This window comes from Marinobacter persicus (genome assembly GCF_900114155.1).
Lineage (GTDB): Bacteria > Pseudomonadota > Gammaproteobacteria > Pseudomonadales > Oleiphilaceae > Marinobacter > Marinobacter persicus.
The window spans coordinates 226,458-253,034 of the sequence record NZ_FOSC01000005.1; the positions used below are offsets into that span (position 1 = coordinate 226,458).

At 54.3% G+C, this 26,577-nt stretch carries 23 protein-coding genes, 1 tRNA gene and 3 pseudogenes; 15 read left to right on the top strand and 12 right to left on the bottom strand.

The features are described 5' to 3' along the window. The first annotated feature begins 22 nt into the window (after nt 1-22). The 4 genes from BMZ63_RS07370 (at nt 23) to BMZ63_RS07385 (ending at nt 3,931) form a co-directional block, all read left to right on the top strand. The gene (locus tag BMZ63_RS07370; protein WP_425319891.1) at nt 23-859 is read left to right on the top strand and encodes a class I SAM-dependent methyltransferase; all 837 of its coding nucleotides are present in this window, start codon (nt 23-25) and stop codon (nt 857-859) included. Next, the gene (gene rnhA / locus BMZ63_RS07375) at nt 844-1,287 is read left to right on the top strand and encodes a ribonuclease HI (RefSeq protein WP_091703732.1); all 444 of its coding nucleotides are present in this window, start codon (nt 844-846) and stop codon (nt 1,285-1,287) included. Before BMZ63_RS07370 ends, rnhA begins: the two co-directional genes overlap by 16 nt. Before the next feature lie 32 nt (nt 1,288-1,319). Continuing rightward, nucleotides 1,320-2,030, top strand: coding sequence for a DNA polymerase III subunit epsilon (dnaQ, locus tag BMZ63_RS07380; protein ID WP_091703735.1), 711 nt, complete (start codon nt 1,320-1,322; stop codon nt 2,028-2,030). A gap of 200 nt (nt 2,031-2,230) precedes the next feature. Further along, entirely contained in the window at nt 2,231-3,931 is a 1,701-nt protein-coding gene (locus BMZ63_RS07385) for a FimL-related protein (protein ID WP_091703738.1), read from the top strand. Nucleotides 3,932-4,000: 69 nt separating this feature from the next. Here BMZ63_RS07385 and BMZ63_RS07390 read toward each other — a convergent pair whose 3' ends face one another. Beyond that, a complete protein-coding gene (locus BMZ63_RS07390) occupies nt 4,001-4,315 on the bottom strand; it encodes an SCP2 sterol-binding domain-containing protein (RefSeq protein ID WP_091703739.1) in 315 nt (104 codons plus the stop codon). A 171-nt stretch (nt 4,316-4,486) separates the two neighbouring features. Here BMZ63_RS07390 and sohB point away from each other — a divergent pair, with 171 nt between their 5' ends. After that, a complete protein-coding gene (sohB, locus tag BMZ63_RS07395; protein WP_091703742.1) occupies nt 4,487-5,545 on the top strand; it encodes a protease SohB in 1,059 nt (352 codons plus the stop codon). A 303-nt stretch (nt 5,546-5,848) separates the two neighbouring features. Here the strand turns inward: sohB and BMZ63_RS07400 are convergent, their stop codons facing one another. The 4 genes from BMZ63_RS07400 to metH all read right to left on the bottom strand — a co-directional run bounded on the left by BMZ63_RS07400 (nt 5,849) and on the right by metH (nt 12,288). Then, nucleotides 5,849-6,355 (bottom strand): DUF934 domain-containing protein, encoded by a 507-nt coding sequence (locus tag BMZ63_RS07400; RefSeq protein WP_091703746.1) that lies wholly within the window; start codon nt 6,353-6,355, stop codon nt 5,849-5,851. Beyond that, nucleotides 6,348-8,000, bottom strand: a complete 1,653-nt coding sequence (locus BMZ63_RS07405) for a nitrite/sulfite reductase (protein WP_091703749.1) — start codon at nt 7,998-8,000, stop codon at nt 6,348-6,350. Before BMZ63_RS07405 ends, BMZ63_RS07400 begins: the two co-directional genes overlap by 8 nt. A gap of 325 nt (nt 8,001-8,325) precedes the next feature. Next, nucleotides 8,326-8,553 carry a DUF2970 domain-containing protein gene (locus BMZ63_RS07410; protein WP_091703752.1) on the bottom strand — a complete coding sequence of 76 codons (228 nt, stop codon included), beginning with the start codon at nt 8,551-8,553 and terminating at the stop codon, nt 8,326-8,328. A gap of 36 nt (nt 8,554-8,589) precedes the next feature. Continuing rightward, the gene (gene metH, locus BMZ63_RS07415) at nt 8,590-12,288 is read right to left on the bottom strand and encodes a methionine synthase (RefSeq protein WP_091703755.1); all 3,699 of its coding nucleotides are present in this window, start codon (nt 12,286-12,288) and stop codon (nt 8,590-8,592) included. A 223-nt stretch (nt 12,289-12,511) separates the two neighbouring features. Between metH and nfuA the strand changes: the two genes are divergently transcribed. Next, nucleotides 12,512-13,099, top strand: coding sequence for a Fe-S biogenesis protein NfuA (nfuA, locus tag BMZ63_RS07420; protein ID WP_091703757.1), 588 nt, complete (start codon nt 12,512-12,514; stop codon nt 13,097-13,099). An 83-nt stretch (nt 13,100-13,182) separates the two neighbouring features. Here nfuA and BMZ63_RS07425 read toward each other — a convergent pair whose 3' ends face one another. The 5 genes from BMZ63_RS07425 to BMZ63_RS07445 all read right to left on the bottom strand — a co-directional run bounded on the left by BMZ63_RS07425 (nt 13,183) and on the right by BMZ63_RS07445 (nt 15,415). Continuing rightward, a complete protein-coding gene (locus BMZ63_RS07425) occupies nt 13,183-13,509 on the bottom strand; it encodes a TusE/DsrC/DsvC family sulfur relay protein (RefSeq protein WP_091703760.1) in 327 nt (108 codons plus the stop codon). A gap of 4 nt (nt 13,510-13,513) precedes the next feature. After that, nucleotides 13,514-13,804 carry a sulfurtransferase complex subunit TusB gene (tusB, locus tag BMZ63_RS07430; RefSeq protein WP_091703763.1) on the bottom strand — a complete coding sequence of 97 codons (291 nt, stop codon included), beginning with the start codon at nt 13,802-13,804 and terminating at the stop codon, nt 13,514-13,516. A gap of 15 nt (nt 13,805-13,819) precedes the next feature. Next, the gene (locus BMZ63_RS07435; RefSeq protein WP_091703765.1) at nt 13,820-14,170 is read right to left on the bottom strand and encodes a DsrE family protein; all 351 of its coding nucleotides are present in this window, start codon (nt 14,168-14,170) and stop codon (nt 13,820-13,822) included. Further along, nucleotides 14,167-14,583 (bottom strand): sulfurtransferase complex subunit TusD, encoded by a 417-nt coding sequence (gene tusD, locus BMZ63_RS07440; protein WP_091703767.1) that lies wholly within the window; start codon nt 14,581-14,583, stop codon nt 14,167-14,169. The genes BMZ63_RS07435 and tusD overlap by 4 nt, the downstream gene beginning before the upstream one ends. 130 nt (nt 14,584-14,713) lie before the next feature. Beyond that, nucleotides 14,714-15,415 (bottom strand): Bax inhibitor-1/YccA family protein, encoded by a 702-nt coding sequence (locus tag BMZ63_RS07445; protein ID WP_091703769.1) that lies wholly within the window; start codon nt 15,413-15,415, stop codon nt 14,714-14,716. 263 nt (nt 15,416-15,678) lie between these two features. Between BMZ63_RS07445 and BMZ63_RS07450 the strand changes: the two genes are divergently transcribed. From BMZ63_RS07450 to BMZ63_RS07470, 6 genes and pseudogenes are all read left to right on the top strand, one after another. Beyond that, a tRNA-Ser gene (locus tag BMZ63_RS07450) sits at nt 15,679-15,769 on the top strand. Between the two features lie 462 nt (nt 15,770-16,231). Beyond that, the gene (locus tag BMZ63_RS07455) at nt 16,232-16,888 is read left to right on the top strand and encodes a hypothetical protein (RefSeq protein ID WP_091703772.1); all 657 of its coding nucleotides are present in this window, start codon (nt 16,232-16,234) and stop codon (nt 16,886-16,888) included. A 70-nt stretch (nt 16,889-16,958) separates the two neighbouring features. Next, complete coding sequence (locus tag BMZ63_RS07460) at nt 16,959-18,704, top strand: DUF6119 family protein (protein WP_091703774.1); 1,746 nt, start codon at nt 16,959-16,961, stop codon at nt 18,702-18,704. Nucleotides 18,705-18,858: 154 nt separating this feature from the next. Further along, a complete protein-coding gene (locus BMZ63_RS07465) occupies nt 18,859-19,395 on the top strand; it encodes a hypothetical protein (RefSeq protein ID WP_091703777.1) in 537 nt (178 codons plus the stop codon). Nucleotides 19,396-19,784: 389 nt separating this feature from the next. After that, on the top strand, nt 19,785-20,213 hold the full coding sequence (locus tag BMZ63_RS14870; protein ID WP_143072200.1) for a hypothetical protein: 429 nt from the start codon (nt 19,785-19,787) through the stop codon (nt 20,211-20,213). A gap of 132 nt (nt 20,214-20,345) precedes the next feature. Then, nucleotides 20,346-20,933: pseudogene (locus BMZ63_RS07470) on the top strand (transposase); the annotation flags it as partial. A 56-nt stretch (nt 20,934-20,989) separates the two neighbouring features. Here the strand turns inward: BMZ63_RS07470 and istB are convergent. Next, entirely contained in the window at nt 20,990-21,793 is an 804-nt protein-coding gene (gene istB, locus BMZ63_RS07475) for an IS21-like element helper ATPase IstB (protein ID WP_091703778.1), read from the bottom strand. Then, nucleotides 21,790-22,974, bottom strand: a pseudogene (gene istA, locus BMZ63_RS07480) (IS21 family transposase). Before istA ends, istB begins: the two are co-directional and overlap by 4 nt. Before the next feature lie 104 nt (nt 22,975-23,078). Here istA and BMZ63_RS07485 point away from each other — a divergent pair. The 3 genes and pseudogenes from BMZ63_RS07485 to BMZ63_RS07495 all read left to right on the top strand — a co-directional run. After that, a pseudogene (locus BMZ63_RS07485) lies at nt 23,079-24,137 on the top strand (transposase); the annotation flags it as partial. A 224-nt stretch (nt 24,138-24,361) separates the two neighbouring features. Then, entirely contained in the window at nt 24,362-25,879 is a 1,518-nt protein-coding gene (locus BMZ63_RS07490) for an AAA family ATPase (protein ID WP_091703781.1), read from the top strand. Beyond that, nucleotides 25,880-26,518, top strand: coding sequence for an HNH endonuclease (locus tag BMZ63_RS07495; RefSeq protein ID WP_091703784.1), 639 nt, complete (start codon nt 25,880-25,882; stop codon nt 26,516-26,518). It abuts the gene before it with no gap. The last annotated feature ends 59 nt before the right edge of the window (nt 26,519-26,577 follow it).

Consider the following 26,577-nt stretch of genomic DNA (forward strand, 5'->3'; position numbering starts at 1 on the left):
GGCTATCCCAAGAAAGGGACGTGTGGCTAACCGCCACAAGGGGGAAATACCTGTGACCGGCTCGCTCGATAACGAATACAAAGCCCGCCACGAAAGCTTTGAACGCTGGTTTCAGAGCTCACTGGGGCGCGCCATGCTGGCCAACCAGCGCCATGTGCTGGATCAGGCAACGGCCCCGCTTACCGGCGCCCGGCAATTGCAGGTAGGGTTGAGCCACCGGCTGCCGCTGGCCAGCGGTTCGGATTTCGTCCAGAAAATCATCACCACGCCGGGCTGGCACGCCCACATGCCGGATAGTGTGGCGGTGGCCGACGCCGACGAACTGCCATTTCCCGGCGATTCCATGGACCTGGTGATACTGCACCACACCGCGGATTTCTCGCCCGACCCTCATCAGGTTCTGCGGGAATCCGCCCGTGTGCTGAGGGGGGAGGGCAAGATTGCCCTGATCGGCTTTAACCCGGTGAGTCTGTGGGGATTACGGAAGCTGGTGTCGCGGCACCACGAGGGCCCCTGGGGCGGGCGTTTCCTGTTCCGCAAACGCATGGAAGACTGGCTGCGGCTGCTGGGATTCCAGATAGACGACTCGGCCACCCATTTCTGCGCCCTGCCGCTGCAGAATAACCGTGGCCATCGCCGGACCCGGCAGAGGAATCGCGACTGGCTGCCGATCGGCGCGTATTACTGTATCCTCGCCCGCAAACGGGTGGTCGGGCGCGTGCCACCGCGCGCGCGCTGGCAGAAAGCCAAGGTGATGCCCATTCCCGGCACCCTTGGCGCGCCGGGCGGCTGTGCCAGCCGCAGTGGCACCATGAGCAACAACCGGAAACAACAGGAGAAGCAATGGCCGGCAAGGTGATCATGTATACCGATGGGGCCTGCAAGGGTAATCCCGGGCCGGGCGGCTGGGGTGTGGTGCTGCGTTACGGTGATGCCTGCAAGACCCTGCACGGGGGCGAAGCGCAAACCACCAACAACCGCATGGAACTGATGGCGGCCATTCGCGGCCTTCGAGCCCTCAGCCGGCCGTGCCAGGTGGAACTGTTCACGGATTCCCAATACGTGCGCAAGGGCATCACAGAGTGGATGGACGGCTGGAAACGCAAAGGCTGGAAAACCGCGGCCAAAAAGCCGGTCAAAAATGCCGATCTCTGGAAGGAGCTCGACGCCGAAACCGCTCGCCACCAGATCAACTGGCACTGGGTGAAAGGCCATTCCGGCGAGCCGGATAACGAACTGGCCGACGAACTGGCCAACCGGGGCGTAACCGAGCTGGCCACCTCCTGAATCCTGCAGCGTAAAAAGACACTGGAAAGGCAATGCGACAGATAGTACTGGATACCGAAACCACCGGCATCGACCCGAACGATGGCCACCGGATTATCGAAATTGGTTGTGTGGAAGTGGTGGAGCGGGAGCTCACCGGCCGCAACTACCACGTGTACATCAACCCCGAACGGGAAGTGGAAGCCGAGGCGATCTCGGTACACGGCATTACCAACGAATTCCTGGCCGACAAGCCAAAATTCTCCGAAGTGGCGGACGAGTTCTTCGAGTTCATCAAGGGCGCCGAGCTGGTCATCCATAACGCCGCGTTCGACGTTGGCTTCATGGATGCCGAATTCGCGCGCCTGAAACCGGTACGCAAAACCGCCGACCATTGCGGTATTGTCGATTCCCTGGCCATCGCCCGTGCCAAGCACCCGGGCCAGAAAAACAGCCTGGATGCCCTGTGTAAGCGCTACGGGGTGGACAACAGCAACCGGGAACTGCACGGCGCCTTGCTGGATGCCGAGATCCTGGCCGATGTCTACCTGCTGATGACCGGTGGCCAGACCGCGCTTTCCCTGGATGCCGACGGCGGCGAAGCCGGTGGTGCCGGCCGCATCCGGCGGGCCAGTAGTGACCGCCCGGCCCTGGCCGTGGTGCGGGCCAGCGAAGAGGAGGATTCGGCCCACCGGGAGTTTATGGATATGATGGCCAAACAGGCCGGTGAAACCGTTTGGGCACGCCTGGAAAACGGGGAATGAGAACCAGATCAGAGTCTGTTGTTTTTCCGGTTGCCGTTTGTTGAGCAACTTCAATAATATGTTATAAATACTGGCTAGCTAATCAGTTTTTGCACACTGGAGTAACGCCGGCACCGGTTTTTTCCAGCGCAGGGAAGGCTCGGGCCCGACAGGGTCATCAACAGGACGCGGTAGTTTCCGCAAATTAACAGGAAGCGTTTATGGTTCAAGCATCTCTGGCGACGAGATCTCACTCGTTTGATCTGGTCCGGAATGAAATCGATCAGACCATCAAGCAGGCGGAAACCAGTCTTGAGCGCTTCCAGGAAAACCGCGATCAGCCGGAAGAGCTGCAAAACTGCGCAGACTACCTCAACCAGCTGCGTGGTATTTTCATTCTGGTGGAACTCAAAGGCGCCAGCCGTCTGTGCCAGGAAACCCTGGCGCTGACGGAGGACATGCCGGCAGGGGCGGAGGCCGACACCCGCCTGACCGCCATGAACAGTGCGTTGTTCACCCTGCGCCGTTACACCGAGTATTACCACCAGCAGCGGGAAGACCACCCGGAACTTCTGTTGCCGGCCATCAATGACCTGCGTGAGGCCCGGCAGGAGAAACCCTACCCGGAATCCTGGTTCTTCAACCCGGGCGTGGGTGAACACCCCAATTTCTGCGCCGATCTGCCCCTGGCTCCGCTGGCGGACAAGGACGGCGAACAGGAAGCCTTCACCCGCCGCATGCGCCTGACCTTCCAGATTGCCTTGCTGGGCATTCTCAAAGACCGTAACCCGGAAATCAGCAAAAAGCTGATGGCCCGTGCCGCCCGGGGGTTTGCCCGCCTGACCCAGGGCACCCCAAAAGGCCAGTTATGGTGCCTGTTCACCATTGTTGCCAATACCATGCTTGACCGGGCAATGGGCTTTACCAAGGCCCGCAAGCGCCTGCTGATGCAACTGGAAAGACAGGCCCGGGACATCGTTTATGTGGGCAAGCCGGCCATGGACAAACCAGCACCCGACAGCCTGCTGATGGAACTGGTTTACCTGCTGTATCGCTCCGGCTCCGGCAACCCGGAAGTAGTGCGTGTGCTGTCCGCCTACCAGCTGGCTCCGTCGAAGTTCCCCGACAGCATGATGGAGGCCCACGCCCGCCGGCTCTATGGCCTCGGAGCCGATGTGCTGAAATCCCTGTCCCAGGCCCTGCAGGAAGAGCTGAACCAGCTCAAGGACCGGCTGGATATCATTGAACGTGGCCTGGAGCCGGATCTTGCCGAACTCTCGGCCATTGGCGAAGGGCTGGACCGCGTGGCCAACACCCTTCGAATGCTCGATCTGGACCAGCTGGCCCGCCTGTCGGCTGACGAAGCATCCCGGTTGCGCCAGTGGGAAGAGGAAGACCGTCTGCCGGGCGAAGACGAGCTGTACCGGCTGGCCGGCTCGGTGCTGGCGATCGAAGATGCCGTCATGCAGTTTGTGCATCGTGGTATCACACCGGAAACCGATGCCATGGCGGCGGCTGCCAACACCGGCGAGGCGTCGGTGTACCTGCAGGAAGCCATCTGGGTGGTCGCCGATGAAGCACGCAGTGCGCTTACCCTGGCCAAACGCGCCATTACCGCCTTCCTGGAATCGGATTACGACAAGCTTCACCTGGCCAACCTGCCGGGCACCTTGCACAGCATCTGGGGCGGGCTGGAACTGATCAGCGATTCCCAGGCGGCGCAGGTCATCGCCCGGATTGCCGGCTCCATTCAGCAACAGTTGCTGGACGCCCGCGAAGCGCCCAGTGAACAGGTGCTGGAAGCCCTGGCTGATGCCCTGACATCCCTGGAGTACTACATTGAAAGCATTGGCCGGAACGAAGAGCGCAACCCGGACCTGCTAAGGCTGGCGGAAAGCTCCCTGGACGGCGTCGGCCTCTAGAGCCGCTGATCTCCACACACAAAAAAACCTGCGCCGAAACGCAGGTTTTTTGCATCCAACGGGCAGTGCTCAGCCCATATTGAACAGCTCGCCCAACTTGGTGGCCAGCATCATGTCGCCCTCGGCCCGCAGCTGCCCGGCCATAAACGCCTGCATGCCGTCGGTCTCGCCGGAAACAATGCCCTTGAGCGTTTCAGAGTTCATGATCAGGGTAACTGAAGGATCGTCATGGGCGCCTTCAACCAGCTTGCAGGTACCATCCTTGACCACCAGGTGGTAGGTCTTGTCGTCTTCCACATCGAACTGGAAAACCAGATCGAGACCCTGGGCGGCTTCTGCGTTAAAGTTGTTTTCCAGTTTTTCAAAAACCTGATCTACAGACATTGTTATACCTTTGCTGCTGTGAGTGTTCTTGTGCTTCGACTTTATGGTGACTGTCAGGTTGGTGTCAAGAACAATCAAACGTGTGTTTTAAATTTCAGCGGACGGCTTTGTGGCGCCTTTACCGACAAGGTACACTGCCATGTTCGCAAATGACCCTGTGGAGAGCATAGCTTGGAATTTCTGACTGAATACGGCCTGTTTCTGGCCAAAATCGCCACCTTCGTCATCGCCGCCGTTGTACTCGCGTCGGTTGTCGTGTCCCTGACCCGAAAAGAGTCGGACGAACACGGTGACGACGGCGAGCTGAAAATCGGCAAGCTCAACGACCAGTACCGCAAACTCCGCGAATCCATCCAGAGCCGCCTGATGTCCGAAGGCGAGCGCAAGGCCTGGCAGAAACAGAAGAAGAAAGAAAAGAAAGCGGAGAAAAAAGCCGCCAAACAGGGCAGCGACACCGAAGAAAAAGACAGCAAAGGGCGCATCTTTGTCATCGACTTCGATGGCGACATCAAAGCCAGCGACACCACCACACTGCGCCGCTCCGTCTCCGCCATCCTCAGCGTGGCCGACCCGGACACCGACGAAGTGGTCATCCGCCTGGAAAGCGGCGGCGGTTTGGTCCACGCCTACGGCCTGGCCGCCGCCCAGCTTGACCGCATCCGCAGCAAAGGCATCAAACTCACCGCCTGCGTCGACAAAGTCGCCGCCAGCGGCGGTTACATGATGGCCTGCGTGGCCGACCGCATCATCGCCTCACCGTTCGCCGTGCTCGGCTCCATCGGCGTCGTTGCCCAACTGCCCAACTTCCACCGGGTACTGAAAAAGAACGACATCGACTTCGAAGTACTCACCGCCGGCGAACACAAACGCACCATGACCATCTTCGGCGAAAACACCGAAGGCGGCCGTAAGAAATTCCTCGAAGACCTGGAAGACACCCACACCCTGTTCAAAGACTACGTCAGCGAACGCCGCCCGAACCTGGACATCAAAGCCGTGTCCAACGGCGACATCTGGTTCGGCAAACGTGCCCTGGAAGTCAACCTGATTGACGAGGTGAAAACCTCCGACGAATACCTGATCGAAGCCTGTGACCGGGGAGAAGTAGTTTCAGTGTCCTATCAGCGCAAACGCACGCTGCCGGAGAAACTCGGCCTGGCGACCAGTGCCGCTGTAGAACACAGTATCTGGAAAGTTCTGAGCGTGTTCCGGAATCAGAAGATGCAGTGATAGGCGAGTCAGATTTCGAAGCGGGTGCCCCTTAACGGAGGGTGCCCGTTTAAGCCGGCGTATTGAGTGAAGTGTTGCTTTAGGCGGGCGAACAAAAAGTCTGAATAGAAGGGCGGGAATGGCCTTTCCAAAAATTTCGAAGGCCAAGGATGGCCTGAGAGAACGCACGACCGCCATGGATGGCGGAAGTGCAGATTTTGCAGGAGCAAAAATCTGCCATGGATGTGCTCGTAGCGGTTTTTGGAAAGGCCATTTCCGCCCTTCGTACCCCGAGCTTGAGGTACGAAGGGCCAGAGGCGAACTCTAAGAAGCCCGCCGCCGAAACAACGGCAAGTCGGTATCCCAAGCTGCCTGATAAGTCTGGCTGAAGAAATCCAGATACCGTGCCGCCTGTGAGGCATCCTTATCCGCCCGCAGCACAAACGTGCTGAAACCACAACGCTTCATAAACTGAAGCTGATCCAGCAGCACATCACCAATGGCCCGCAGATCGCCCTCATAGCCAAAACGCTCCCGCAGCAGCCGGCCAATGCTGTAACCACGGCCATCCACAAAACGCGGGAAATTCACCGCAATCAGCGGTACCTCGTTAACCTTACCGGCAAGAATCTCCGGCTCGTCGTGGCTGTCGAACCACACGCCAATATCGGCACGGTTGGCAAAAGTGGATTCGTTTTCCAGCCACAGATCCGCCGGCACCAGCGCCGGCTTGTCATCGGGCAGGGCCAGGGCCTCGCCCTCTTCAGGGCGGGGCACCACAACCCAGTCATCCTGGCGCAACGCGCCGTCCGCAGTAATTAACTCAGGCATAAACCCGCTCCTTGAAAGGCTTGATACCGATCCGGCGATAGGTATCCAGGAAACTCTCTTCACTGGTACGTTGCTCAACGTACACATTCACAATGTTCGAAATCACATCCGGCACTTCCTCGCGGGCAAACGACGGCCCCAGGATCTTGCCGATCTGTGCATCGTGGTGGGACGAGCCGCCCAGACTGATCTGGTAGAACTCATCGCCTTTCTTGTCCACGCCCAGCACGCCGATGTTGCCCACGTGGTGGTGACCACAGGCGTTCATGCAGCCGGAGATGTTCAGGTCGATCTCACCCAGGTCATACAGGTAATCCATGTCGTCAAAGCGACGCTGGATGGCTTCCGCCACCGGAATGGATTTGGCGTTGGCCAGGTTGCAGTAATCGCCACCCGGGCAGCAGATGATGTCGTTCAGGGTGTGCAGGTTGGCGGTGGCAAAACCCTTCGGCTTGAGGGACTGCCAAAGCTCGAACAGGCGGTCCTGGCGCACATCGGCCAGCACCACGTTCTGGTGGTGCGTCACCCGCGCCTCGCCAAAGCTGTACTCATCGGCCAGGTCGGCAATCTGGTCCAGCTGCTCATCGCTCACATCGCCCGGCGGTGTGCCGGTCTGCTTGAGCGTCAGCGTAACAATCGCGTAGCCCGGCTTCTTGTGGGTGTCCACGTTATGGGCCAGCCACTGGTCAAACTCGCGATTTTCGAAACGCTGGCTGGCCAGCAGATCGGTGGCGTTTTCCAGCTGCTCGTAGGCCGGCTCGGTGAAGAAGCCCTTGATGTGCTCAATGGCCTCCGGAGTCAGGCGAGTCGGGGAATCCTTGATGTGGGCCCACTCGGCTTCCACCTTCTCGGCAAAGCCTTCCGGGGTCAGCGCCTTCACCAGAATCTTGATACGGGCCTTGAACTTGTTGTCCCGGCGGCCATAGCGGTTATACACCCGCAGCACCGCTTCCAGGTACGTCAGCAGGTCCAGCTCCGGCAGGAATTCCCGGATCACCGGCCCCACCATGGGCGTGCGGCCCAGACCACCGCCCACGTGAACGCGGAAACCCAGCTCACCGGCGTCATTGCGCACCAGCTGCAGGCCAATGTCGTGCACCTGGATGGCGGCCCTGTCGGTCTTCTCGGAGGCGTTCACCGCCACCTTGAATTTACGGGGCAGGAACGCGAATTCCGGATGGAAGGTGGACCACTGGCGAATCAGCTCGCAATAGGGGCGCGGGTCGGCGATTTCATCGGACTGAACGCCGGCGAACTGGTCAGTGGTGGTGTTACGGATGCAGTTACCGCTGGTCTGGTTGGCGTGCATTTCCACTTCCGCCAGTTCCGCCAGAATATCCGGCACCTGTTCCAGCTCCGGCCAGTTCAGTTGCAGGTTCTGGCGGGTGGTGAAGTGGGCAAAGCGCTTGTCGTAATCGCGGGTAATGCGCGCCAGGCGGCGCAGCTGGTCGGAACGCAGCATGCCGTAAGGAACACAAATCCGCAGCATGGGTGCGTGGCGCTGAACATAGAGCCCGTTCTGCAGGCGCAGCGGCAAATACTCTTCTTCTGCCAGCTCACCGGCCAGCCGGCGGCGTGTCTGGTCGCGGAATTGTTCGACCCGCTCGGCGGCCATTTTTCGATCGTGTTCGTCGTATACGTACATGGAGTAAAAATCCTGCCTGTTATTACTGAAATGCAGGATACCACTGTGTTTTTATTCTCAAAATGATTATTTCAACATAACATTATCGATTCAGGCGATAAGTAGCCCCGCACCGTTATTGGACGAAAAGCACTCTGGCGGCTTAAATGAGAATGAGACCGGTCACAACAAGAACTTTACCGGAGCGACCGGAAGGAGAGGTGTTATGAAGAAGTCCATGCGTTCAGACAGCCAGGCGGATGCCGTAGCCGCTGTTTTACTGGTGGTACTGGCGGTGGCATTTGCCGTGGTGTGGGTGTCGGGCCAGTGAGGGCGCGTTTGAAGCCTACTGGCTCGCCAGCACGAGTTTGACAATCACGATCAGCGACACCACAAACACGGTGGTGAACAACAGCCCGGCAATAATGTAAGGCACCGGGCTGTGGCTGGAAAAATCTTCCTGCCGGCGTTTTTCCGATTGAACACCCAGCGCGCCGGCCAGCACGCTCTGCAGGATTTTGCCCACCCCGGGTTTGCGGGGTGGACCATCTTCGCGGTTATCCGGGTTGCTCATTGAACGCCCCTTGTTGAACCCATGCCGGCCCGGTTGTTACTCCGCCGGGTCGTAAGCCAGGCTTGGCATCAGCCAGCGCTCGGCCTCGGCTTTGGACCAGCCTTTACGTTCAGCATAGTCCTCAACCTGGTCAACGCCAATCTTGCCCACGGCAAAGTATTTTGACTCCGGATGGGCGAAGTACCAGCCGGACACCGCTGCCGTCGGGTACATGGCAAAGTGCTCGGTCAGCTCAAGGCTGGTATTGGCCGTGGCATCCAGCAACTTGAACAGCGTGGCCTTTTCCGTGTGGTCCGGGCAGGCCGGGTAGCCGGGAGCCGGGCGAATGCCGCGATAGCGTTCCTTGATCAGGTCTTCGTTTTCCATCTGTTCGTCGGTGGCATAGCCCCAGAATTCCTTGCGCACGCGCTCATGCATGCGCTCGGCAAAGGCTTCCGCCAACCGGTCGGCCAGGGCCTGGACCATGATGGCACTGTAATCGTCGTTGGCGGCCTTGAACTCTTCAGTCAACTCGTCCACGCCAATGCCGGTGGTCACGGCAAAGCCGCCCACGTAATCCCCCAGGTGTGAGCTCTCCGGTGCGACAAAGTCGGACAGCGCCATCATTGGCTTGCCCGGTGCCTTGTCATCCTGTTGGCGCAGGTGGTGCAGGGTGGTCAGCTCCTCGGTGCGGGACTCGTCGGTATACACCACAATGTCGTCGCCCCGGCGATTGGCCGGCCAGAAACCGATCACGCCCCTGGCGGTGACCCGTTTCTCCTCGATCATGCGCTTGAGCAGCTTCTGGGCATCGTCGAACAGGTTCCGGGCCGCTTCCCCCCGTTTGGGATCGTCGAAAATCGCCGGATATTTGCCGGCAATGTCCCAGGAGATGAAAAACGGTGTCCAGTCGATGTAATCCACCAGCTCCTCGAGCTTGTAGTCGTCGAACACCCGCACACCGGTAAACGCCGGCTGAACCGGCTGATAGCCGTCGAAGTCGATTTCCGGTGCCCGCTGGCGCGCTTCCTCCAGGCTGACCAGCTTGGTGCGGTCGCCCCGGTTCTTGCGGCGCTCGCGGATCTCGTCGTATTCGGTGCGGGCCGCCGCCACGAACTCGTCCTTGGTTTTGCGGCTCAGTAGCTGCGAAGCCACGTTCACGCAGCGGGAGGCGTCCGACACGTACAGGGCGATGTCGTTCTTGTACTGGGGCTCGATCTTCACCGCCGTGTGGGCCTTGGAGGTGGTGGCGCCGCCGATCATCAGCGGGATGTTGAAGTCCAGGCGCTGCATTTCGCGGGCCACGTGCACCATTTCATCCAGCGACGGGGTAATCAGGCCACTCAGGCCGATGAGATCAACGTTTTCTTCCTTCGCCTTTTCCAGGATCTTGTCGCAGGGCACCATCACGCCCATGTCGATCACTTCGTAGTTGTTGCACTGCAGCACCACGCCCACGATGTTCTTGCCGATGTCGTGCACATCGCCCTTGACCGTGGCCATCAGGATCTTGCCCTTGGCCTGCTGGCCTTCGGACTTCTCCGCCTCGATGTAGGGGATCAGGTGCGCCACGGCCTGCTTCATAACCCGGGCGCTTTTTACCACCTGGGGCAGGAACATCTTGCCGTCGCCGAACAGGTCGCCGACCACATTCATGCCAGCCATCAGCGGGCCTTCGATCACCTCGATGGGGTGCTCGGCGTTCTGGCGGCAGGCTTCGGTGTCGTCAATGATGTAGCTGGTAATGCCTTTGACCAGGGCATGCTCCAGGCGCTTCTCCACCGGCCATTCGCGCCAGGCCAGGTCTTCTTCCTTTGCCTGGCCGCCCTTGCCCTTGAACTTCTCGGCCGCCTCCAGCAGGCGGTCGGTGGAATCCTCGCGGCGGTTGAGCACTACGTCTTCCACCAGTTCTTTCAGATCCGGCTCGATTTCGTCGTAAATCACCAGCTGGCCGGGGTTCACGATGCCCATGTTCATGCCGGCCTTGATGGCGTGGTACAGGAACACCGAGTGGATGGCCTCGCGCACCGCGTCGTTGCCCCGGAAGGAGAAGGACACGTTACTCACGCCGCCGGAGATGGAGGCGTGCGGGCAGTGCTCCCGAATCCAGCGGGTGGCGTTGATGAAGTCCACCGCGTAGTTGTTGTGCTCCTCGATGCCGGTGGCAATGGCAAAGATGTTTGGGTCGAAAATGATGTCGGCCGGGTTGAAGCCGATGCCCACCAGCACGTCGTAGGAGCGTTTGCAGATTTCGGTCTTGCGCTCGAAGGTGTCGGCCTGGCCGTCCTCGTCAAAGGCCATGACCACCACGGCGGCGCCGTAGCGCATGCAGTCTTTCGCGCGCTTGATGAACTCTTCCTCGCCTTCCTTCAGACTGATGGAGTTCACCACCGCCTTGCCCTGGATGCAGCGCAGGCCGGCTTCGATCACGTCCCACTTGGACGAATCGATCATCAGTGGCACGCGGGAAATGTCCGGCTCCGAGGCCACCAGGTTCAGGAAGGTGACCATCACCTCTTTCGACTCCAACATGCCCTCGTCCATGTTGATGTCGATGATCTGGGCGCCGTTTTCCACCTGGTCCCGGGCCACGCTCAGGGCCTCTTCGTACTGCTCTTCCTTGATCAGGCGCAGGAAGCGCTTGGAGCCCGTAACGTTGGTGCGCTCGCCCACGTTGATGAACAGGGTGTTCTCATCCCCGGTGAACGGCTCCAGGCCGGACAGCCGCAGCGCCTTCGGGCGCTCGGGAATCTGGCGGGGCGGGTATTTGGAAACCGCCTTGGCAATGGCTTCAATGTGGTCCGGGCGGGAGCCACAGCAGCCGCCGATGATGTTCAGAAAACCATCGCGGGCAAAGCCTTCGATGATCTCGGCCATTTCCTCGGGGGTCTGGTCGTATTCGCCAAACTCGTTGGGCAGCCCCGCGTTGGGGTGGGCGGAGACGTAGGTTTCCGCCTTGTTGGACAGTTCTTCCACGTACGGGCGCAGTGCGTCGGCACCCAGGGCGCAGTTCAGGCCCACGGAAATGGGCTTGGCGTGGGCAATGGAATTGTAGAAGGCCTCGGTGGTCTGGCCGGACAGGGTGCGGCCGGAGGCATCGGTAATGGTGCCGGAAATCATGATCGGCAGTTCGAAGCCTTCATCCTCGAAGAACTGCTGGATGGCGTAAATGGCCGCCTTGGCGTTGAGCGTGTCGAAAATGGTTTCGATCAGGATCAGATCAACGCCACCCTCAACCAAACCGGACACCGCTTCGTAGTAGTTATCCACCAGCGTCTGAAAGTCGATGTTGCGGTAGCCGGGGTTGTTTACGTCCGGCGACAGAGACGCGGTGCGGGACGTGGGGCCAACGGCGCCGGCAACAAAACGGGGCTTGTCCGGGTTCTTTGCGGTAAACTCGTCGGCGATTTCACGGGCGAGCTTTGCGGAAGCCACGTTCAGCTCCCGGGCCAGGTCCTCCATGCCGTAATCTGCCTGGGACAACCGGGTGGAGTTGAAGGTGTTGGTTTCGATGATGTCGGCGCCGGCATCCAGATAGTCGGCGTGGATGTTTTTCAGCAGCGCCGGCTGGGTGAGGTTGAGCAGGTCATTGTTGCCCTGAACCTCACGCTCGTAGTCTTTGAACCGATCGCCACGGAACGCCGCTTCATCCAGTTTCTGGTTCTGGATCATGGTGCCCATGCCGCCATCAAGAATCACAATGCGTTCTTTGAGGGCCGTGTGCAGTTGTTGCAGGCGGGTTGTGCGATCGGTCATAAGGAAATTCCAGAAATCGTTAGTAAAAAGGTGTTTCAGAACCGGCGCCGGATCATAGCAAAAAAGGCCGGAAAGGTCTCAGGCATGTTGACGAACGTCATTTCGCCGGCTGGTTGATACGTAAAACTCATTAGGCAGTTAATGCCCGACTATTTTACTTGGTCTTTCAAGTTACCGCCAAGTCTCTTAAAATGGTCTCAACACTTGATAACAGGTAGGTCGTATGGCTTTGGTAACAGTAACTGATTCAGCAAGGGACTATCTTGCACAACTGATCGAAAAACAGGACGTTGAAGGCATGGGCGTGCGTATTTTCGTGACCCAGCCGGGCACTCGAAACGCAGAAACCTGCCTCGCCTATTGCCCGCCGAACGAGATCGTGCCGACCGACGAGCAGGTGGACCTTGAGAAATTCACCCTGTACCTGGACCACAACTCGGTGCCGTTCCTGGAGGATGCCTACGTGGACTACTCCAAGGACCAGATGGGCGGCCAGCTGACCATCAAGGCGCCGAACGCCAAGGTACCCCAGGTGTCTGACGACGCACCGCTGCCAGACCGCGTGAACTACGTGCTGGCCACTGAAATCAACCCGAACCTGGCGGCCCACGGTGGTGATGTGCAACTGGTGGAGATTGTTGACGAGTCGGTTGCGGTACTGCGCTTTGGCGGTGGTTGCCAGGGTTGCTCCGCCGTCAGCCTGACCCTGAAGCAGGGCGTTGAGAAAACCCTGAAGGAAGTGGTGCCGGAAATCACCGAAGTGCGTGATGTGACCGACCATTCCTACACCGAGAACGCTTACTACCAGTAAGGTTTACCCGCACTGGTACGCAAAAGCCCGCAGAGCCTGTGCGCCCTGCGGGCTTTTTTGTGCCCGGATAATTCCCGGGGGATTTACAGGCAGTTGGTCGGGCGGGGCAGGCCGGCAATGCGGCAGGCGGTTTTGGCTGGGGTGCCGGGGAACAGCTGCATCAGGTAGATGCTGTTGCCCTTGTCTTCGCCCAGGCTTTCCTTCACGGCTTTGACAAACAGCCGGTTCGACGGCGGCGACATTTCATGTTCGCTGTAAAAATCCCTCAGAAACTCTATGATTTCCCAGTGTTTTTCGTCCAGCTTGATGCCGTCTTCACCGGCAATGGCAACGGCGACATCTCGGTTCCAGTCGCCGGCGTTTTCCAGAAAACCTTCGTTGTTGCGCAGTGGCAGGGTGGTGTCTGTCATGGTTTTACCAGCTGATGATGCGTGGGTTGTCGGCGGTCAGTTGAACCAGTTCCTGATAATCAATCAGGGTATGCCGGCCGTTCAGTGTGCTCAGCCCCCGGGCCCGGACATCGGCCTGCAGCGCATAACACGGCTCTGGCAGGGACAGGCCTGAGTTCGCCAGTGCCAGAACGGCGTTTTCCATCAACACCAGGCTGTCGCCGGGCTGCAGGCTTTGCAGGCAACGGGCAAAGCGTGAATGTTCGGGCGCCTTGTTCAGCAAGTGCAGGGTATGAGTATTCGGTGTGTCCGTCATGGGTTCCTCGCGGGGTTAGCCGGCAAACAGCACGTCTGTGTGGCGGGCGATGATCGGTTCTACCGCTTCCACCCGGGTAACACCGGCCAGCAGGTTGCTGTCGTCCAGACCGTAGCGCTGGCAGGCGGGGCCATCGGCCAGAATGGCTTCCACACCGAACATGGGCGCGGCCGCCAGGTTTTTCTCCACGGTTTTCTGGCCCAGCTCCGTGGCCTGCTGGCCCTGGCGCAGCCAGTTCACCCCGGCGTCGCAGAACAGCAGGCTGACGGGCTGGTCAAACGCCGCCAGGGAAAAAGCCATATCCAACGCTTCGCGGCCACTCCAGCTGCCGTAGGGCGCCTGGTCGATCACAATCAACGTAGTCATGCGCCGCTCCCGTGGAAATACACCGTACGATCAGTCTTTAGCCGGCCCTCGACCCACTCGCCCAGCCCGGCAATCTCAAACGGGGCGAGCAGGTTACTGGCCGGCAGTTCATAGCGCGCCTGCTCGGTTTCATTCACCAGCCCCCGGCGCAGGGTCGAGGCAATGCAGGCCACCGCCGGCACCTGGTGTGCCGCCAGAAACTCCGCCCACTGGCGCGGCCAGTTGGGCTCGTCAGACGGGGGCGTGGCCAGGGCGGAGGCCAGGTGAATGCCGTCGCCATACAGAAAAACGCGGTCCAGCCGGTGGCCGGCAGCCAACAGCGCGCGGGCAAACTCCAGAGCCGTTTGCGGCGCCTGCGAGGCCCAGGGTGCGCCGGTAATCACCAGTGTGTAACTCAAAGCCGTGGAAGACATGCGGGCAGGGTTCCCGGTAAGTTCAACAAAACCGTTTGAAAGAAAAAGCAGTGTACCGAACGAAGAAACCCCGGCAAAGGCCGGGGTTTCGGGAGTCCCGGGTTCAGGGAACCCGGTGAGGGCGGTTAACTCAGTCTTCGCCGCTGAACGCAGCCAGCAGGTGCAGCAGGCTTACAAACAGGTTGTAGATGGACACGTACAGGCCCACGGTGGCAATGATGTAGTTGCGCTCGCCGCCCTTGATGATCTGGCTGGTCTCAAACAGGATCATGATGGAGGCGAAGATGGTGAAGCCGGCAGACACCGCCAGGTGCAGCGCGGAGCTTTCCATAATGAACGCCAGAACCATGGCACCAATCAGCACGAATGCGCCAGCGGTCAGGAAGCTGGACATGAAGCTGAAGTCTTTCTTGGTGATGAGGGCGGTGGCAGACAGACCCACAAACGCCACGGCAGTCAGCGTTAGCGCCTGGGCAACAATTTGCGAAGCGCCGGCGGCCACAAACGCGCCGATGATCGGACCCAGGGTGTAACCCATGAAGCCGGTCAGAGCGAAGGTGGTCACAATGCCCCAGGGGCTGTTCTTCAGTTTATAGGTGGCAAACAGCAGGCCGATGTAACCGACGATGGTGATCAGAAAGCCGGGGTGAGTGCCGTTCATGTTCAGGAACGCAGTCACGGCAGAGAAGGCCAGGGTCATACCCAGCAGCATGTAAGTGTTGCGCAGAACCTTCTTGGCGTCATCGCTGATGCCAATGCCGGTACTGGCGCTTTCACTGGACGGCGAATAGGCCGCCTGGTTGTTCTGAACGCCGAAACGTTTGTCTTGCATGGTTCTCTCCGTTCAATGTAACTGGTTTCTGTGACTCATCATAAGGTCGAAACCGCAACTTTCAAACATTTACGACAGAAAAAGCGAGAATGGATTCCATTACACCGCAGTAATCCTTCGCCACAACCGCCCAACAGCGCCGAAACACCGGATTTGTCTTGTTTTTTTAGTCGGGGCGTTGACACGCCAAGCGATTCCGGTATGATTCTCACCGCTGTCGCAAGGCAGCACGGAAACGGGCTCCCGTTTCCATCAAAAAAGACGGTGGGCTGGCAGAGTGGCTGAATGCAGCGGTCTTGAAAACCGCCGAGGGTTAGTAGCCCTCCCGGGGTTCGAATCCCTGGCCCACCGCCATTTTCTTTTCTGATCTATCCCCTTGATTTTCCAGATTTAAATAGTGATTTTCCCGCGATGTCATGGTCGGCTGTTGACCGTTTTGTTGCTCCCACTTTATCTGATGCTGTCTCTTACCTCCGTTTCCGCGTTTTTTCCAAACTAGCTTTATTGGCTCAGGTCAAATTTGAGCGGAGTTATACGAACGGATTCGCAACAGGCCCGGGAAATCGCGATAACCTTCTGATAAGGTTGATAACAGCAAAGGACATGGGCGGAGTTATACGCCCACGATAGTGAGCAGGGGTGGCTCAGAACAGGGCGCATAACTCCTGCGGTAGCCGTGGTGGATTGGGGTTAGCTGCTTGTTTCCCTTCAGGAATTCCCTTCTTATTCTCCCCGGAAAATTGCGGAATTATGCGAATGCGTGAAAGGCGAATGGGTTCGTATAATTCACTGTTATGAGTAAAAAGGAGCCACAACTTGGGCCTCAGTGAATTTTTAGCTCTGATGCTAGGCTGGTTACTTGGGCTCCTAGCCCCAGCAATTCAGCAGCATATCTCGGTAAAACGGAAACTTCCGGCGGTTGAGCAACAGGTCGCGGTTGAGATGAGAGAGCTCTCCCGGCAGTTAGTAATTATCTCTTTCCTTTGTGCGAGTCGCTCATTGAACTTGTCGAAAGACATGGTGGTCTGGTGCCGAGATGAATTTGAACGGCTTGGAGATAATGGCGACAACTACTTCCAAGAACTAGCCGCCCAGATCGGTGAAACAGCTGAATTGTCATCGGCTCAGATCGATCAGCGGAATACTAGGGAAGCGCAAAAAAACTTTGTCGGGCTGAGTCTCAAAAAGTATGAATTGCCATATACGGCAGCTAACGCTCAATTCATCTTGAACTTTGATAGCGATACTCAAACAGTAATTTGGGAAATATCAAATAGAATCAATACGCTGAACCAAGAGATCGACTTGGTCAGGCAGTATCAGATGATGACCTTTGACGAGTCGATAAGTGCTCAGAATCATCGAATTATTATTGACCAGATAAAAGAAAAATATCGGTTCATCTCAACGTATAGTAGGCAGCTCGTTGAGAGGGCATCACTCATAACCAGTGCAGGCAAGGGACGCTCCTGACGTCGCGCCCCTGCTGCTGGCGTTATACGTCATGGCGGAAATATAGCACGGTGGATCAAGGGGGGGCTGCATGGCTAGCGAGCTAGGGAAAATATCAATATATTTAGCAAAGGAGGGGAAGACCTTTGCTGATGTTATAGATGAAGCCAAGCTACCAAATGAGAGCGATCATTTTAAAATCAGAGATTTTGAAGTCGATGGGTATCCGGTTAGGTTTTTCTGCAAACATGCCACCACTGTCAAACCAGAAAACCCCCCGTGGCTAGATTTCGTAAATAGTAAACTGAATGAAGATGGCCAAAAAATATACTTTGATTCATATTCAAAGCGGCCGAGCGGGCTATTACTGATTAATATCGAAGCCAGAATATTGGCTGCTTCTTTTGGAATAGGAGGAGGCACCCTTCTAAGGAAGTTTCAATTTCTTGATGATTTCGGCATTAAGGCCGCAATGAATATGTGCGGCAATAAAGAGCTGAGGCAAACCAAAAGCAGCACGCACGCCATAACTACTCAAAATATTGATCGACAACTTAGCAAGCCGTCCGACTCATTTTCTTTTGGTTTAAATGAAACCGAATTTCTGCAATATATATCCGCACACCTTCCGGATAATAGCAAAGCGACACTGCAGGGAAAAGACAGTTTAACTCTTAAGATAATAGGTGATGAAAAGCTGTCTTGGGATAAACTTATTGAGTATGGAAAGATTTTTATAGAGGAATATGGAATCGAAAAATATAAGGAGCTTTTCCCGAATTATCCGAATCTTCAGAATATAGAAAAAGAAAAATCAGAAGAGCTTGATTTAATGCTCGCCGAGAAGATTAAAGCTGAAGAGTACGACCGAATTCACTTATCTATTCCAGAGTTTGTCGCCGACGATGAATTTAGCTTTTCCTACACAAACTACAACAAAAAAGAAAACAAAATATACTCCCATATAGACGTTTCTCAACTAAATACCAATAACGTACTGGATTTCAATGCTCTCACGCCAGACGATATCAAGAAAAAGTATATTTATGCGTATTCCCATGAGCAAGACCAAATCCTTGGTTATAAAAAATGGGAGTTATATCGTTGCATGGTCGCGGAGATTGAGTGTGAAGGAGAATATTTTGTATTGTCAAACGGTGTTTGGAGGAAAGTTGATGATGAGTTCTATAACCTAATTACTAGCTTTATAGATGACGTCATCGAAGAAGAAGATATTTCTGATCAATTTAAGAACATTAGCATTGCAGATCGTGAAAGAAACCAAAACAGGGAGGAGGTTTTCAATAAAAAATACTGTGAAATGAATGACAACGCCATTCTATTTGATCAGGCAAAGTTGCGCATAGGTCAAGGATCTAAAGATAAAGAGTTTTGTGATATTTTTGAGTATAGGGAAAATGATCCTGCGTGGATTATTCATGTAAAAAAGCATGGTGGCGCGGATGCGATAAACTACCTATTTTCCCAAGCACGGTTCTATTGTGAATTTTTCCTAGGAGACGAAGTTTTTCTGAAGGAAATACGAGATCACATTAGTAATTCCGGTAACGGTAATGCGGGTGCTGTTCTTCAGCATGTTAAAGAAAACCAGCCTGAGGTTATTGGAAAAGATTATTCAGTTAAAATGTGGATTTTGTTCGACAACAAAAAGCCGGCTCCAAAAAAGGCTGATTTGCCTCTGATGGCAAAATATGATTTGAAGCTGACTTATGAGCGGCTAAGGAATGTTTTGAAATACAACGATATAAAGCTTAGCATGGTCCCTGTTGAGCTCATTAACTTTACAATATCAAAAAATAAAAACGGTGATAAATAAGTGGATATAAGATGGTGGTAGGATTCTTTCACTGCATACAGAAAGTCACGTATAACAATCGCAGTCACAGCGACGTCTTTGCCATTGCGGCTTCGCCTTCATTCCAAAGCCGCGCGTGCTGCGGGCGTTAGAAGCTCGATGTAGGGAGATATCTTTGATTACAGAGCTTCGCGGTTGGTTGATGTTGGGGCTTGGCGTGATTGGTGGGGTAGTCGCACTACTCACCTACTCCCGGGGGCAGAGCCAGCGCAGGCTTGAAAACAGCTTCCGTATGATCCAGCTTTTCCGAGATAGCATACCAACACAGGATTTTGAGCAGTGGATTAAGCTATTCCATGCTGCATCTGAGCCAGCGGGTGCCAAGCCGGGCCATTTTGTTTCTGAAGATGGACGTCAAATCCCATTTTCAGCCTTGTACACGGAAGGGCCACCCGATGATGGGGCGATAGACCGAATAGCTCAGGTTTTAGATTTAGTTTCTGAGCAAGCTCTAAAACGTACGCTCGATCTCAGAATTTTCTACCATGAGTATGGCCAGCTGATGGATACCATTCATTCATGTCTTTCTGCAGACGTCGGTTCAGATGGGAGGACCTTGCTTGAAGACCTCTATCCAAACTTCAGATTGCTATATGAAAAAAACAAAATCGCCACGGATTGGAATTGTCGCAGGTATGTCTATTACGGCTAGCAACAGTGCTTCTAACCAGTAGTTCCAGTTCGTTCCGGGCCTCGCGGCCCTCCACCGGATGCCCTTTTCGCTGCGCTACAAGGGCACCGCTGAACAAAAGCGTTATGTTTTAGGAGTATGTGATTGAGAATTTTAGGTATCACTTTTTTCTTGGCTCTACTAATTCCCGTTTATCTTTACGTAAGCCAATTCGGAATCGGATTGTGGAGCGATCATACAAAATGGGCTGAAATGGGAAGTTTCTTTGGTGGCATTTTAGGTCCAATAATTACTGTTATATCTGTTAGCTTTCTATATTTTCAGCTCAGAGATCATCAAAAGCAGCAGCAATACACACTCGACACTTTAAAGTTACAAAAATTGAATCTGATATCGAGTTTTTTGCATCGGTGATTAAGTCTGAGTTAAAACGTGAAATACCGACAATGGATGGTAGGACGCTGAATAGTATTTTAAGTCATCATGCTGCTGAGTTTTGTTCAGTTCATACTCATTATCAAGGCAACGAAGACCCGAACCTGATCATCAAAGAATTTGGTCGCCGGTCTTTTGATTTTTTGGTGTGCTATGAGAGTCTTTTTGCATCTTGGCGCGCCATAAATGCACATCTTCACTCATTAAAAGTGCTCGATGAGCTTTTGGGTATGGAGAATTATAAATCACAGATTGCTCGTGTCTTTACTACTCTGGACAGCTACATATGCTCTCATTTAGACACCATATCGATGACATTAGAGCAAGAGTTTGAGCCACATTTTCGATCATCGTTTGAAGAGTCTCGTGCTAAAGTTCAGGCGACAATGGATACGCCAACATAACAAGTGGCTGTTGGCGGACGCACCTGCGCTGGCGCTCCGCTGCGCCGCAAAGCCAAGACGTTAGGCTGTAGAAAAACTCCGAATCAGAGGGTCAGTTTGGTAGGATCAGGCAAACGGACAAGGAGCTGTCAGATGCCTCGCTTCAAGCACTACAACTACGACCAGGATGCCATGGTCGTGATCAACTACCAGGAACAGCTGCAGCCCGGCACCTTTGAACACGCGGTGCATTACCTGATCGAGCACAAGCTGGACCTGTCGGTGTTTCACCCCAAGTATCGCAACGAAGACACGGGCCGCTTGGCCTACGACCCGGCCATCCTCCTGAAGATCATCCTGTTCGCCTATTCCAAGGGCATCACCTCCAGCCGCGAGATGCAGTGGTGTTGCGAGACCAACATCATCTTCAAGGCACTGTCCTGCGATACCGTTCCGCACTTCACCACCCTGGCCAAATTCGTCAGCAGCCATGCTGACGAAATCGAAGAGCTGTTCGAGCAGATTCTGCTGGTGTGTCACGAGCAAGGTCTGTTGGGCAATGAGCTTTTCGCCATCGACGGCTGCAAAATGTCCTCGAACGCCGCCAAGGAATGGTCTGGCACCTTCAAGGAACTGGGCGAAAAACGAGATAAGCTGCGGCGCTTGATCCGCCACCATCTAAAGGAACACTACGAAAAGGACGAGGCGGAAACCGAAGCCGAACTGGATCGCGATATCCGCTGTCAACAACGGTGAGTTTTGACCGCATTTTATCAGTTTAGATTGTCCGGTTTTCATCAGTTTTCAGTGACCGCTTTTTGATTGTCTGTGTCGTCAGATTCCTCCTGTTGTTGAGTAGTACCGGGAACGAGTCCGGCTTTCCGTTTGTCCTTCAACCGGTAGCTTTCGCCCTTGATGTTCAGTGTCGTTGAGTGGTGCAGCAGCCGGTCCAGTATTGCGGTGGCGATGACCTGATCCCCGAACACCTCGCCCCAGTCCATAAAACTCTTGTTCGAGGTCAGGATGGTGCAGGCGCGCTCATAACGACGATTGATCAGCCGGAAGAACAGGCTGGCTTCCTCCCGGGTCATGGGCAGGTAGCCGATCTCGTCCAGGATCAGGACCTTCGGGTAGCTCAGTTGCTGCAATTGCCGGTCTAGCCGGTTTTCCTGCCGCGCTTTCATTAGGGTGCTGACCAGGCGGTCCAGAGTCATAAACAGAACGCGATGCCCCGCTTCGGCAGCCTTCACGCCAAGTGCGACAGCCAGGTGGGTTTTACCCACCCCGGGCGGGCCCAGTAATACAACGTTCTCATTGCGCTCCACGAACCCCAGCCCTGACAGGTCCCGGATCAGCTTGCGGTCGATGCTCGGCTGGAAGCTGAAGTCGAACTGCTCCAGGGTTTTGATCCAGGGCAGACGGGCCTGTTTCAGGCGGGTATCCAGGCCTTTCTGGTGGCGACCACCCCATTCCTGGGCCAGGGCCTGTTCCAGGAACTCCCGGTAGTTCAGGTCTTTCTTGCTGGCGTGTTCACAGAGACTGTCCAGCGTGGCTTGCAGGTGGTCCATCTTGAGCCGGTCGAGGAGTTGGTCAAGGTTCATTGCAGTACCTCCTCATACACCGCCAGGCTTCGGTGCTGCACCGGCATCACGTCCTGCCACAAGGGACTATGGTGGTCCTCAATGGCCTGCCAGCCGTCCTTGCGATCCGTGAGTCGGTGGCGAGCCATTTACTGGCCACGGATGTCGTAGACGGTCAGTTCATCGTCCAGGCTGATGCGGATCGTGACCTGCTGCCCACAGCACTGAGCGGGCACACTGTACCGATTTCCCCGCACATCGATGTAGGCATCCCAACTAACATGGCGGACATCGTAATATCGGGTGTCGAAGTCCGTTGCTGGCCTTGCCAGCAGGTGTGGCTTCTCGGCGTCGAACCGCTCCAGCGGTGTTTGCTGGAACTGCCGCAGCAGACGTTGATGGGCACAGGTTGTTAACCATTGCTCCAGCAACTGGTTCAGGTGTGCGTAGCTGTCGAAGCTGCGGTACCGCTGGAAGAAGTGGTGCTTTACGTAGCCCACCATCCGCTCGGTCTTGCCTTTGGTTCTGGGGCGCTGAGGGCGACAGGCTTTGGCAACGAACCCATAATGATTGGCCAGCTCCAGGAAGCCGGTATTGAACGTGACCTTGCCATCACGGTCGTGACGAACCACCGCCGCCTTCTGGTTATCCACCAGAACACTGGCCGGGACGCCATCAAAGTACCGGAAGGCCTGCACCAGGGACTCGTAGGTGTGTTCGGCATCCTGGCGCGGGCCAGCCCAGACGTGAAGGTATCGGGAGTAGCCCAACACGTTCACCGCGATGTTGACGGTACAGATCCGGCCACCGACTTCGGTCCGGATCTGGCCCCAGTCATGCTGTAGCTGCTTGCCCGGCTGCGTCTCGTATCGAACCGTTTGCTTACTGGCCCGCAGGGGACGCTTGGGTTGGATGTACTCGCGAACCAGGGTCGAGGAACCGCTGTACCCTTGTTCCCGCAACTGCTGGAAAATGACCTCGGCGTTCCAGACCTCGTTAGCCAACTGCTGATCGATAAATGGCTTGAAGGGGTCCAGCTTGCTGGGCCGACGCGTTTTGGGCTTGCCCGTAGGCGGTGCCGGTAGAGCCAGATACCGGCGCACCGTGCGCTCTGAACAGCCAATCCGATGGGCAATGTCCACGATGTGTGCCCCTTGTACCCGTAGTTGCTTTATCATGAGAAAGTCCTCTCGGCTTTGCATGAGTCTTTTCCTTTCAGGTTTCGTCACCTTCAAGAAAAGGCCATGCGGGTCGGGAGGACAATCTATCCTGACAATTTACGGACTTTTAGCACTGTTACTGACACCGCCGGGCGAAAACGATCCTCTCGCTGGATGAGTCCCTGAACAAAGTGGACCGCTTCCTAAAGACGAACCGCCCAAGGATGGGCCGGGGGAAGCCGAGCAAGGAAGTGAAGAGCAACCTCACCGATAACGAAAGCGCCAAGATGACCACCAGCAAGGGCACGATCCAGGGCTATAACGGCGTGGCCACGGTGGACAAGAAACACCAGATCATCATTGATGCCCAGGCCTTCGGGGAAGGGCAGGAGCACCACACCCTGCAGCCGGTGTTGGAAACCGTTGAAACCCGCTTCAAGAAGTTGGGCATTGCCGAAAACATCTACCAGCAAGGCGCCATCGTTACGGCGGATACCGGCTTCGCGAATGACAAATTTGATGGGAGCAAATTTGAACAGCCGCAGGCTGGCCCGCAGGGCGAGTCTCATGGAAGAGACGAGTAACCCAATATGAAGTACCTGCATGAGCGCCAGATCAATGGCTACGTGCCGGACAACAAATTCCGGAGCCGGGACCCAAAGTTCGCACAACAGAAAGACAAGTACGGCAAGCGGCACCAGAACCTGCCGAGCACAGGTTGGAAAGAAACCATTCCGGCCGGTGAGTTCCAATTCGATCCGGTAAGCCTGACCTGTATTTGCCCAAGCGGCGAAACTCTTACTTACCGCGGCCAGCGGGAAGCCGAGAATGGTAAGACCCGCGTTCACTTCGAAGGTCGCCTGCTCCAGTCCCGGTATTGCCCGAAGAAACAACGATGCATGCAAAACCCGGCCTCCGCCAATCACCGTAAGGGCTCCGGACGCCAGGTGTCATTCACCATCGAAAAGAAGCGGTCTCCGAACTACACCGACTGGATGAAGCACCGGGTGGATAGCCCGAGAGGCAAAGAGATCTACAGTCACCGAATGTCAGTGGTAGAACCCGTGTTCGGCAACATCGGCACAACCAAGCGCCTGAATCGCTTCAGTCTGCGCGGTAAGAAAAAAATACAGGGCCAGTGGCAGCTGTATTGCCTAGTGCACAACATCGAGAAACTGGCGAATTACGGACAGTTGGCGGCATGAATGCGCGAAAAAGGCCGATAATTAGCCCCATTTAGGGACAAAATCTGCTCTTGGTCATTGCTGATGCAATGATTTAGCTGATCGAATGAGCAAAACACGATGGCCAGACTGATTACTGGCCGGGTCGAATAAACGAACAAGAGGGCAGTAGAGCTGGCTCGGAAATGAGTTTTTCTACAGCCTCGTTAGAGCGCTATAAATATATTAATTAGTTGAGATCTAAAATGGGTTTCAGAATAAATAGTTTTTCGGTTGAAGGGGAAAGCCTTAAAACTCCCTCGGTATCATTATTTAAGAACAGCAAAAATACTACAGGTAATTATTTTACTGTAATAATAGGCAACAACGGGACAGGAAAAAGCAGGTTTGTTTCAAGTCTCGTCGAAGCCTTTAGAGATATAGGTGAAGGAAAAAGACGAGCGCGAATTTATTATAATTTAAACTATTTAGTTGGAGATAAAAACCACATTGTTGAGAGAAAGATTGGTCAAAAAGTACTTGACAGAAAACTAAACAAGAGCCTATGGCCTGAAGATAATATCGAGATTCCGTCCAAGGTTATAGCCATTACTACAAGCATATCCGATAAGTTTTCAGTTGACGACTATAATAGGCGTAGACAGCTAGAAAGAAGCTCTCCAAAAAAAAGGGATTACTATACATATTTAGGTCCGAAGTTTATGAGCGGGGCATCAAACAGAGCTCTTATGGATCGAGCAGTTACGACGTTTCTCTCTCATGTGGGTGATTACGGCCACAACGAAAGCTTTAGACACATTTTTGATTATCTCAACTACGAGCCAGTAATGAAGCTCGCTTACGAAGTGAGGAAGCCTAGGATTATTCAAAACGAAAGTCAGGATCTAACAGGGGCATCATTCAAAGAACACATAGTTGAGTATGCTCTGAGGCGGGGAGGGTTTAGGGAGAGCTCTATTTATAAATTAATTGAAGAACAAGATGATTCATATTGGTCCCAGATGGCTGAGACTTATAACTTAATTTTAGCTCATTCAGATATTCCCAAGAAGAGATTGGAGTTTTCTTTCTTGGTGAATTTTTCAGAAGAGAATGAAATTAGAGAAAAAGGCAAACTAGGCTCTCAACAAGCTCGACTATATTCTTTATTGGAAGACCTTAGGCGATTTGAGTTAGTAAGAGGTCCTCAGATCAGGTTATACAAAAAAGGCGGCGGAGAATTTGATTTTTCAGATGCAAGCTCTGGTGAAGCGAGTATATTATCTACATTGATAGCTCTAGTGCCAAATCTAGAAGACAACTCATTAGTTGTTATTGATGAGCCGGAGATTAGCTTGCACCCTTCGTGGCAATATAGATATATAGAGTTAATAGATAGAATTATAAGTCTGAGAAAGGGGTGCCATGTTGTAATAGCAACGCACTCTCATTTTCTTGTTTCTGATCTGCCGTTGGAGCGCTCAAGTGTCGTTCATTTCAAGGAAGGAAAGCACTCTTCAATAGCTGTAGATTATATAAATGGAGAGACACAAGGCTTGTCAGCCGAAGATGTTCTTCTTAACGTATTTGATCTACCATCTACTAGAAATTATTACCTTTCAAAAAATATTTCTGAAGCTTTGGAGCTTGTGGCTGAGGGGAAGCTGAGTAGCGATAGATTTTCACATCTACTGTCAATATTAAAAAAGCATTTGCCAAACCTTAAAAAAGTTGATCCTCTTAAGGACGTGATTGTGACGTTGATTGATTTGAAGGGTAGCTAGATGTATACAAAAATATCCGAACCTTATTTGCTCTCTAAATGGGAGGCTGATATTGTTAAAAATCACTTTAGATTCCACAAGGACTGGGATAAAGTAACGTTTGAATCAATTAAGAAAAATATTATTAAACACCTGAGAGTGAAGCAAGACAATCAGTGTTGCTACTGTAGAGGGGTTCTTGGCTTTGATATAAAAGAGGTCGATATTGAACATGTGATTCCAAAGTCAAAATACCCAGCGTTTACCTTCCATGCAAAAAATCTTGCGCTTTCCTGTCCTGGCTGCAATACATCCAAGGGTACTAAAAACGTCTTACGTAAGGAAATAAAGTATTATCCAAGAACGGGGTCAAATATTACAATTATTCACCCTCATTTTGATGATTATTTTGTTAGCATAAATATACATGAAGGAGTTATTTTTGAAGGTCGGGACGATAAAGGCTGTGAAACTATTAAGTTGTGCAAGCTATACAGGTTGAAAGATGTGCTTGAAAAGAAAAAGAAAATCTCTACGAGTGTGTCGCCGATTCAAAAGTTAATAGAAGATATTAGAAATGCGGATGAGTCTGAAAAAAATCAACTTTTAGAAGAAATTCAAGCTCTAACAAGTGACTGTGGTGTCAATTCCATAAATTAAGCCATTTCAGCCCGCCATGGTTCCTGGTTTTTGATCATGGTATTGAGCACCACAATCAT

Bases quoted from the DNA above. Each gene is read 5' to 3' on its own strand.
- BMZ63_RS07405 (WP_091703749.1), bottom strand. From the start codon at position 8,000: ATGTACGTATACGACGAACACGATCGAAAAATGGCCGCCGAGCGGGTC.
- dnaQ (WP_091703735.1), top strand. From the start codon at position 1,320: ATGCGACAGATAGTACTGGATACCGAAACCACCGGCATCGACCCGAAC.
- BMZ63_RS07435 (WP_091703765.1), bottom strand. From the start codon at position 14,170: ATGACTACGTTGATTGTGATCGACCAGGCGCCCTACGGCAGCTGGAGT.
- BMZ63_RS07495 (WP_091703784.1), top strand. From the start codon at position 25,880: ATGTATACAAAAATATCCGAACCTTATTTGCTCTCTAAATGGGAGGCT.
- BMZ63_RS07390 (WP_091703739.1), bottom strand. From the start codon at position 4,315: ATGTCTGTAGATCAGGTTTTTGAAAAACTGGAAAACAACTTTAACGCA.
- metH (WP_091703755.1), bottom strand. From the start codon at position 12,288: ATGACCGATCGCACAACCCGCCTGCAACAACTGCACACGGCCCTCAAA.
- BMZ63_RS07445 (WP_091703769.1), bottom strand. From the start codon at position 15,415: ATGCAAGACAAACGTTTCGGCGTTCAGAACAACCAGGCGGCCTATTCG.
- tusB (WP_091703763.1), bottom strand. From the start codon at position 13,804: ATGACGGACACACCGAATACTCATACCCTGCACTTGCTGAACAAGGCG.
- BMZ63_RS07385 (WP_091703738.1), top strand. From the start codon at position 2,231: ATGGTTCAAGCATCTCTGGCGACGAGATCTCACTCGTTTGATCTGGTC.
- istB (WP_091703778.1), bottom strand. From the start codon at position 21,793: ATGAACCTTGACCAACTCCTCGACCGGCTCAAGATGGACCACCTGCAA.
- BMZ63_RS07490 (WP_091703781.1), top strand. From the start codon at position 24,362: ATGGGTTTCAGAATAAATAGTTTTTCGGTTGAAGGGGAAAGCCTTAAA.
- BMZ63_RS07400 (WP_091703746.1), bottom strand. From the start codon at position 6,355: ATGCCTGAGTTAATTACTGCGGACGGCGCGTTGCGCCAGGATGACTGG.
- BMZ63_RS07410 (WP_091703752.1), bottom strand. From the start codon at position 8,553: ATGAGCAACCCGGATAACCGCGAAGATGGTCCACCCCGCAAACCCGGG.
- BMZ63_RS07425 (WP_091703760.1), bottom strand. From the start codon at position 13,509: ATGACAGACACCACCCTGCCACTGCGCAACAACGAAGGTTTTCTGGAA.
- rnhA (WP_091703732.1), top strand. From the start codon at position 844: ATGGCCGGCAAGGTGATCATGTATACCGATGGGGCCTGCAAGGGTAAT.
- tusD (WP_091703767.1), bottom strand. From the start codon at position 14,583: ATGTCTTCCACGGCTTTGAGTTACACACTGGTGATTACCGGCGCACCC.
- BMZ63_RS07460 (WP_091703774.1), top strand. From the start codon at position 16,959: ATGGCTAGCGAGCTAGGGAAAATATCAATATATTTAGCAAAGGAGGGG.
- nfuA (WP_091703757.1), top strand. From the start codon at position 12,512: ATGGCTTTGGTAACAGTAACTGATTCAGCAAGGGACTATCTTGCACAA.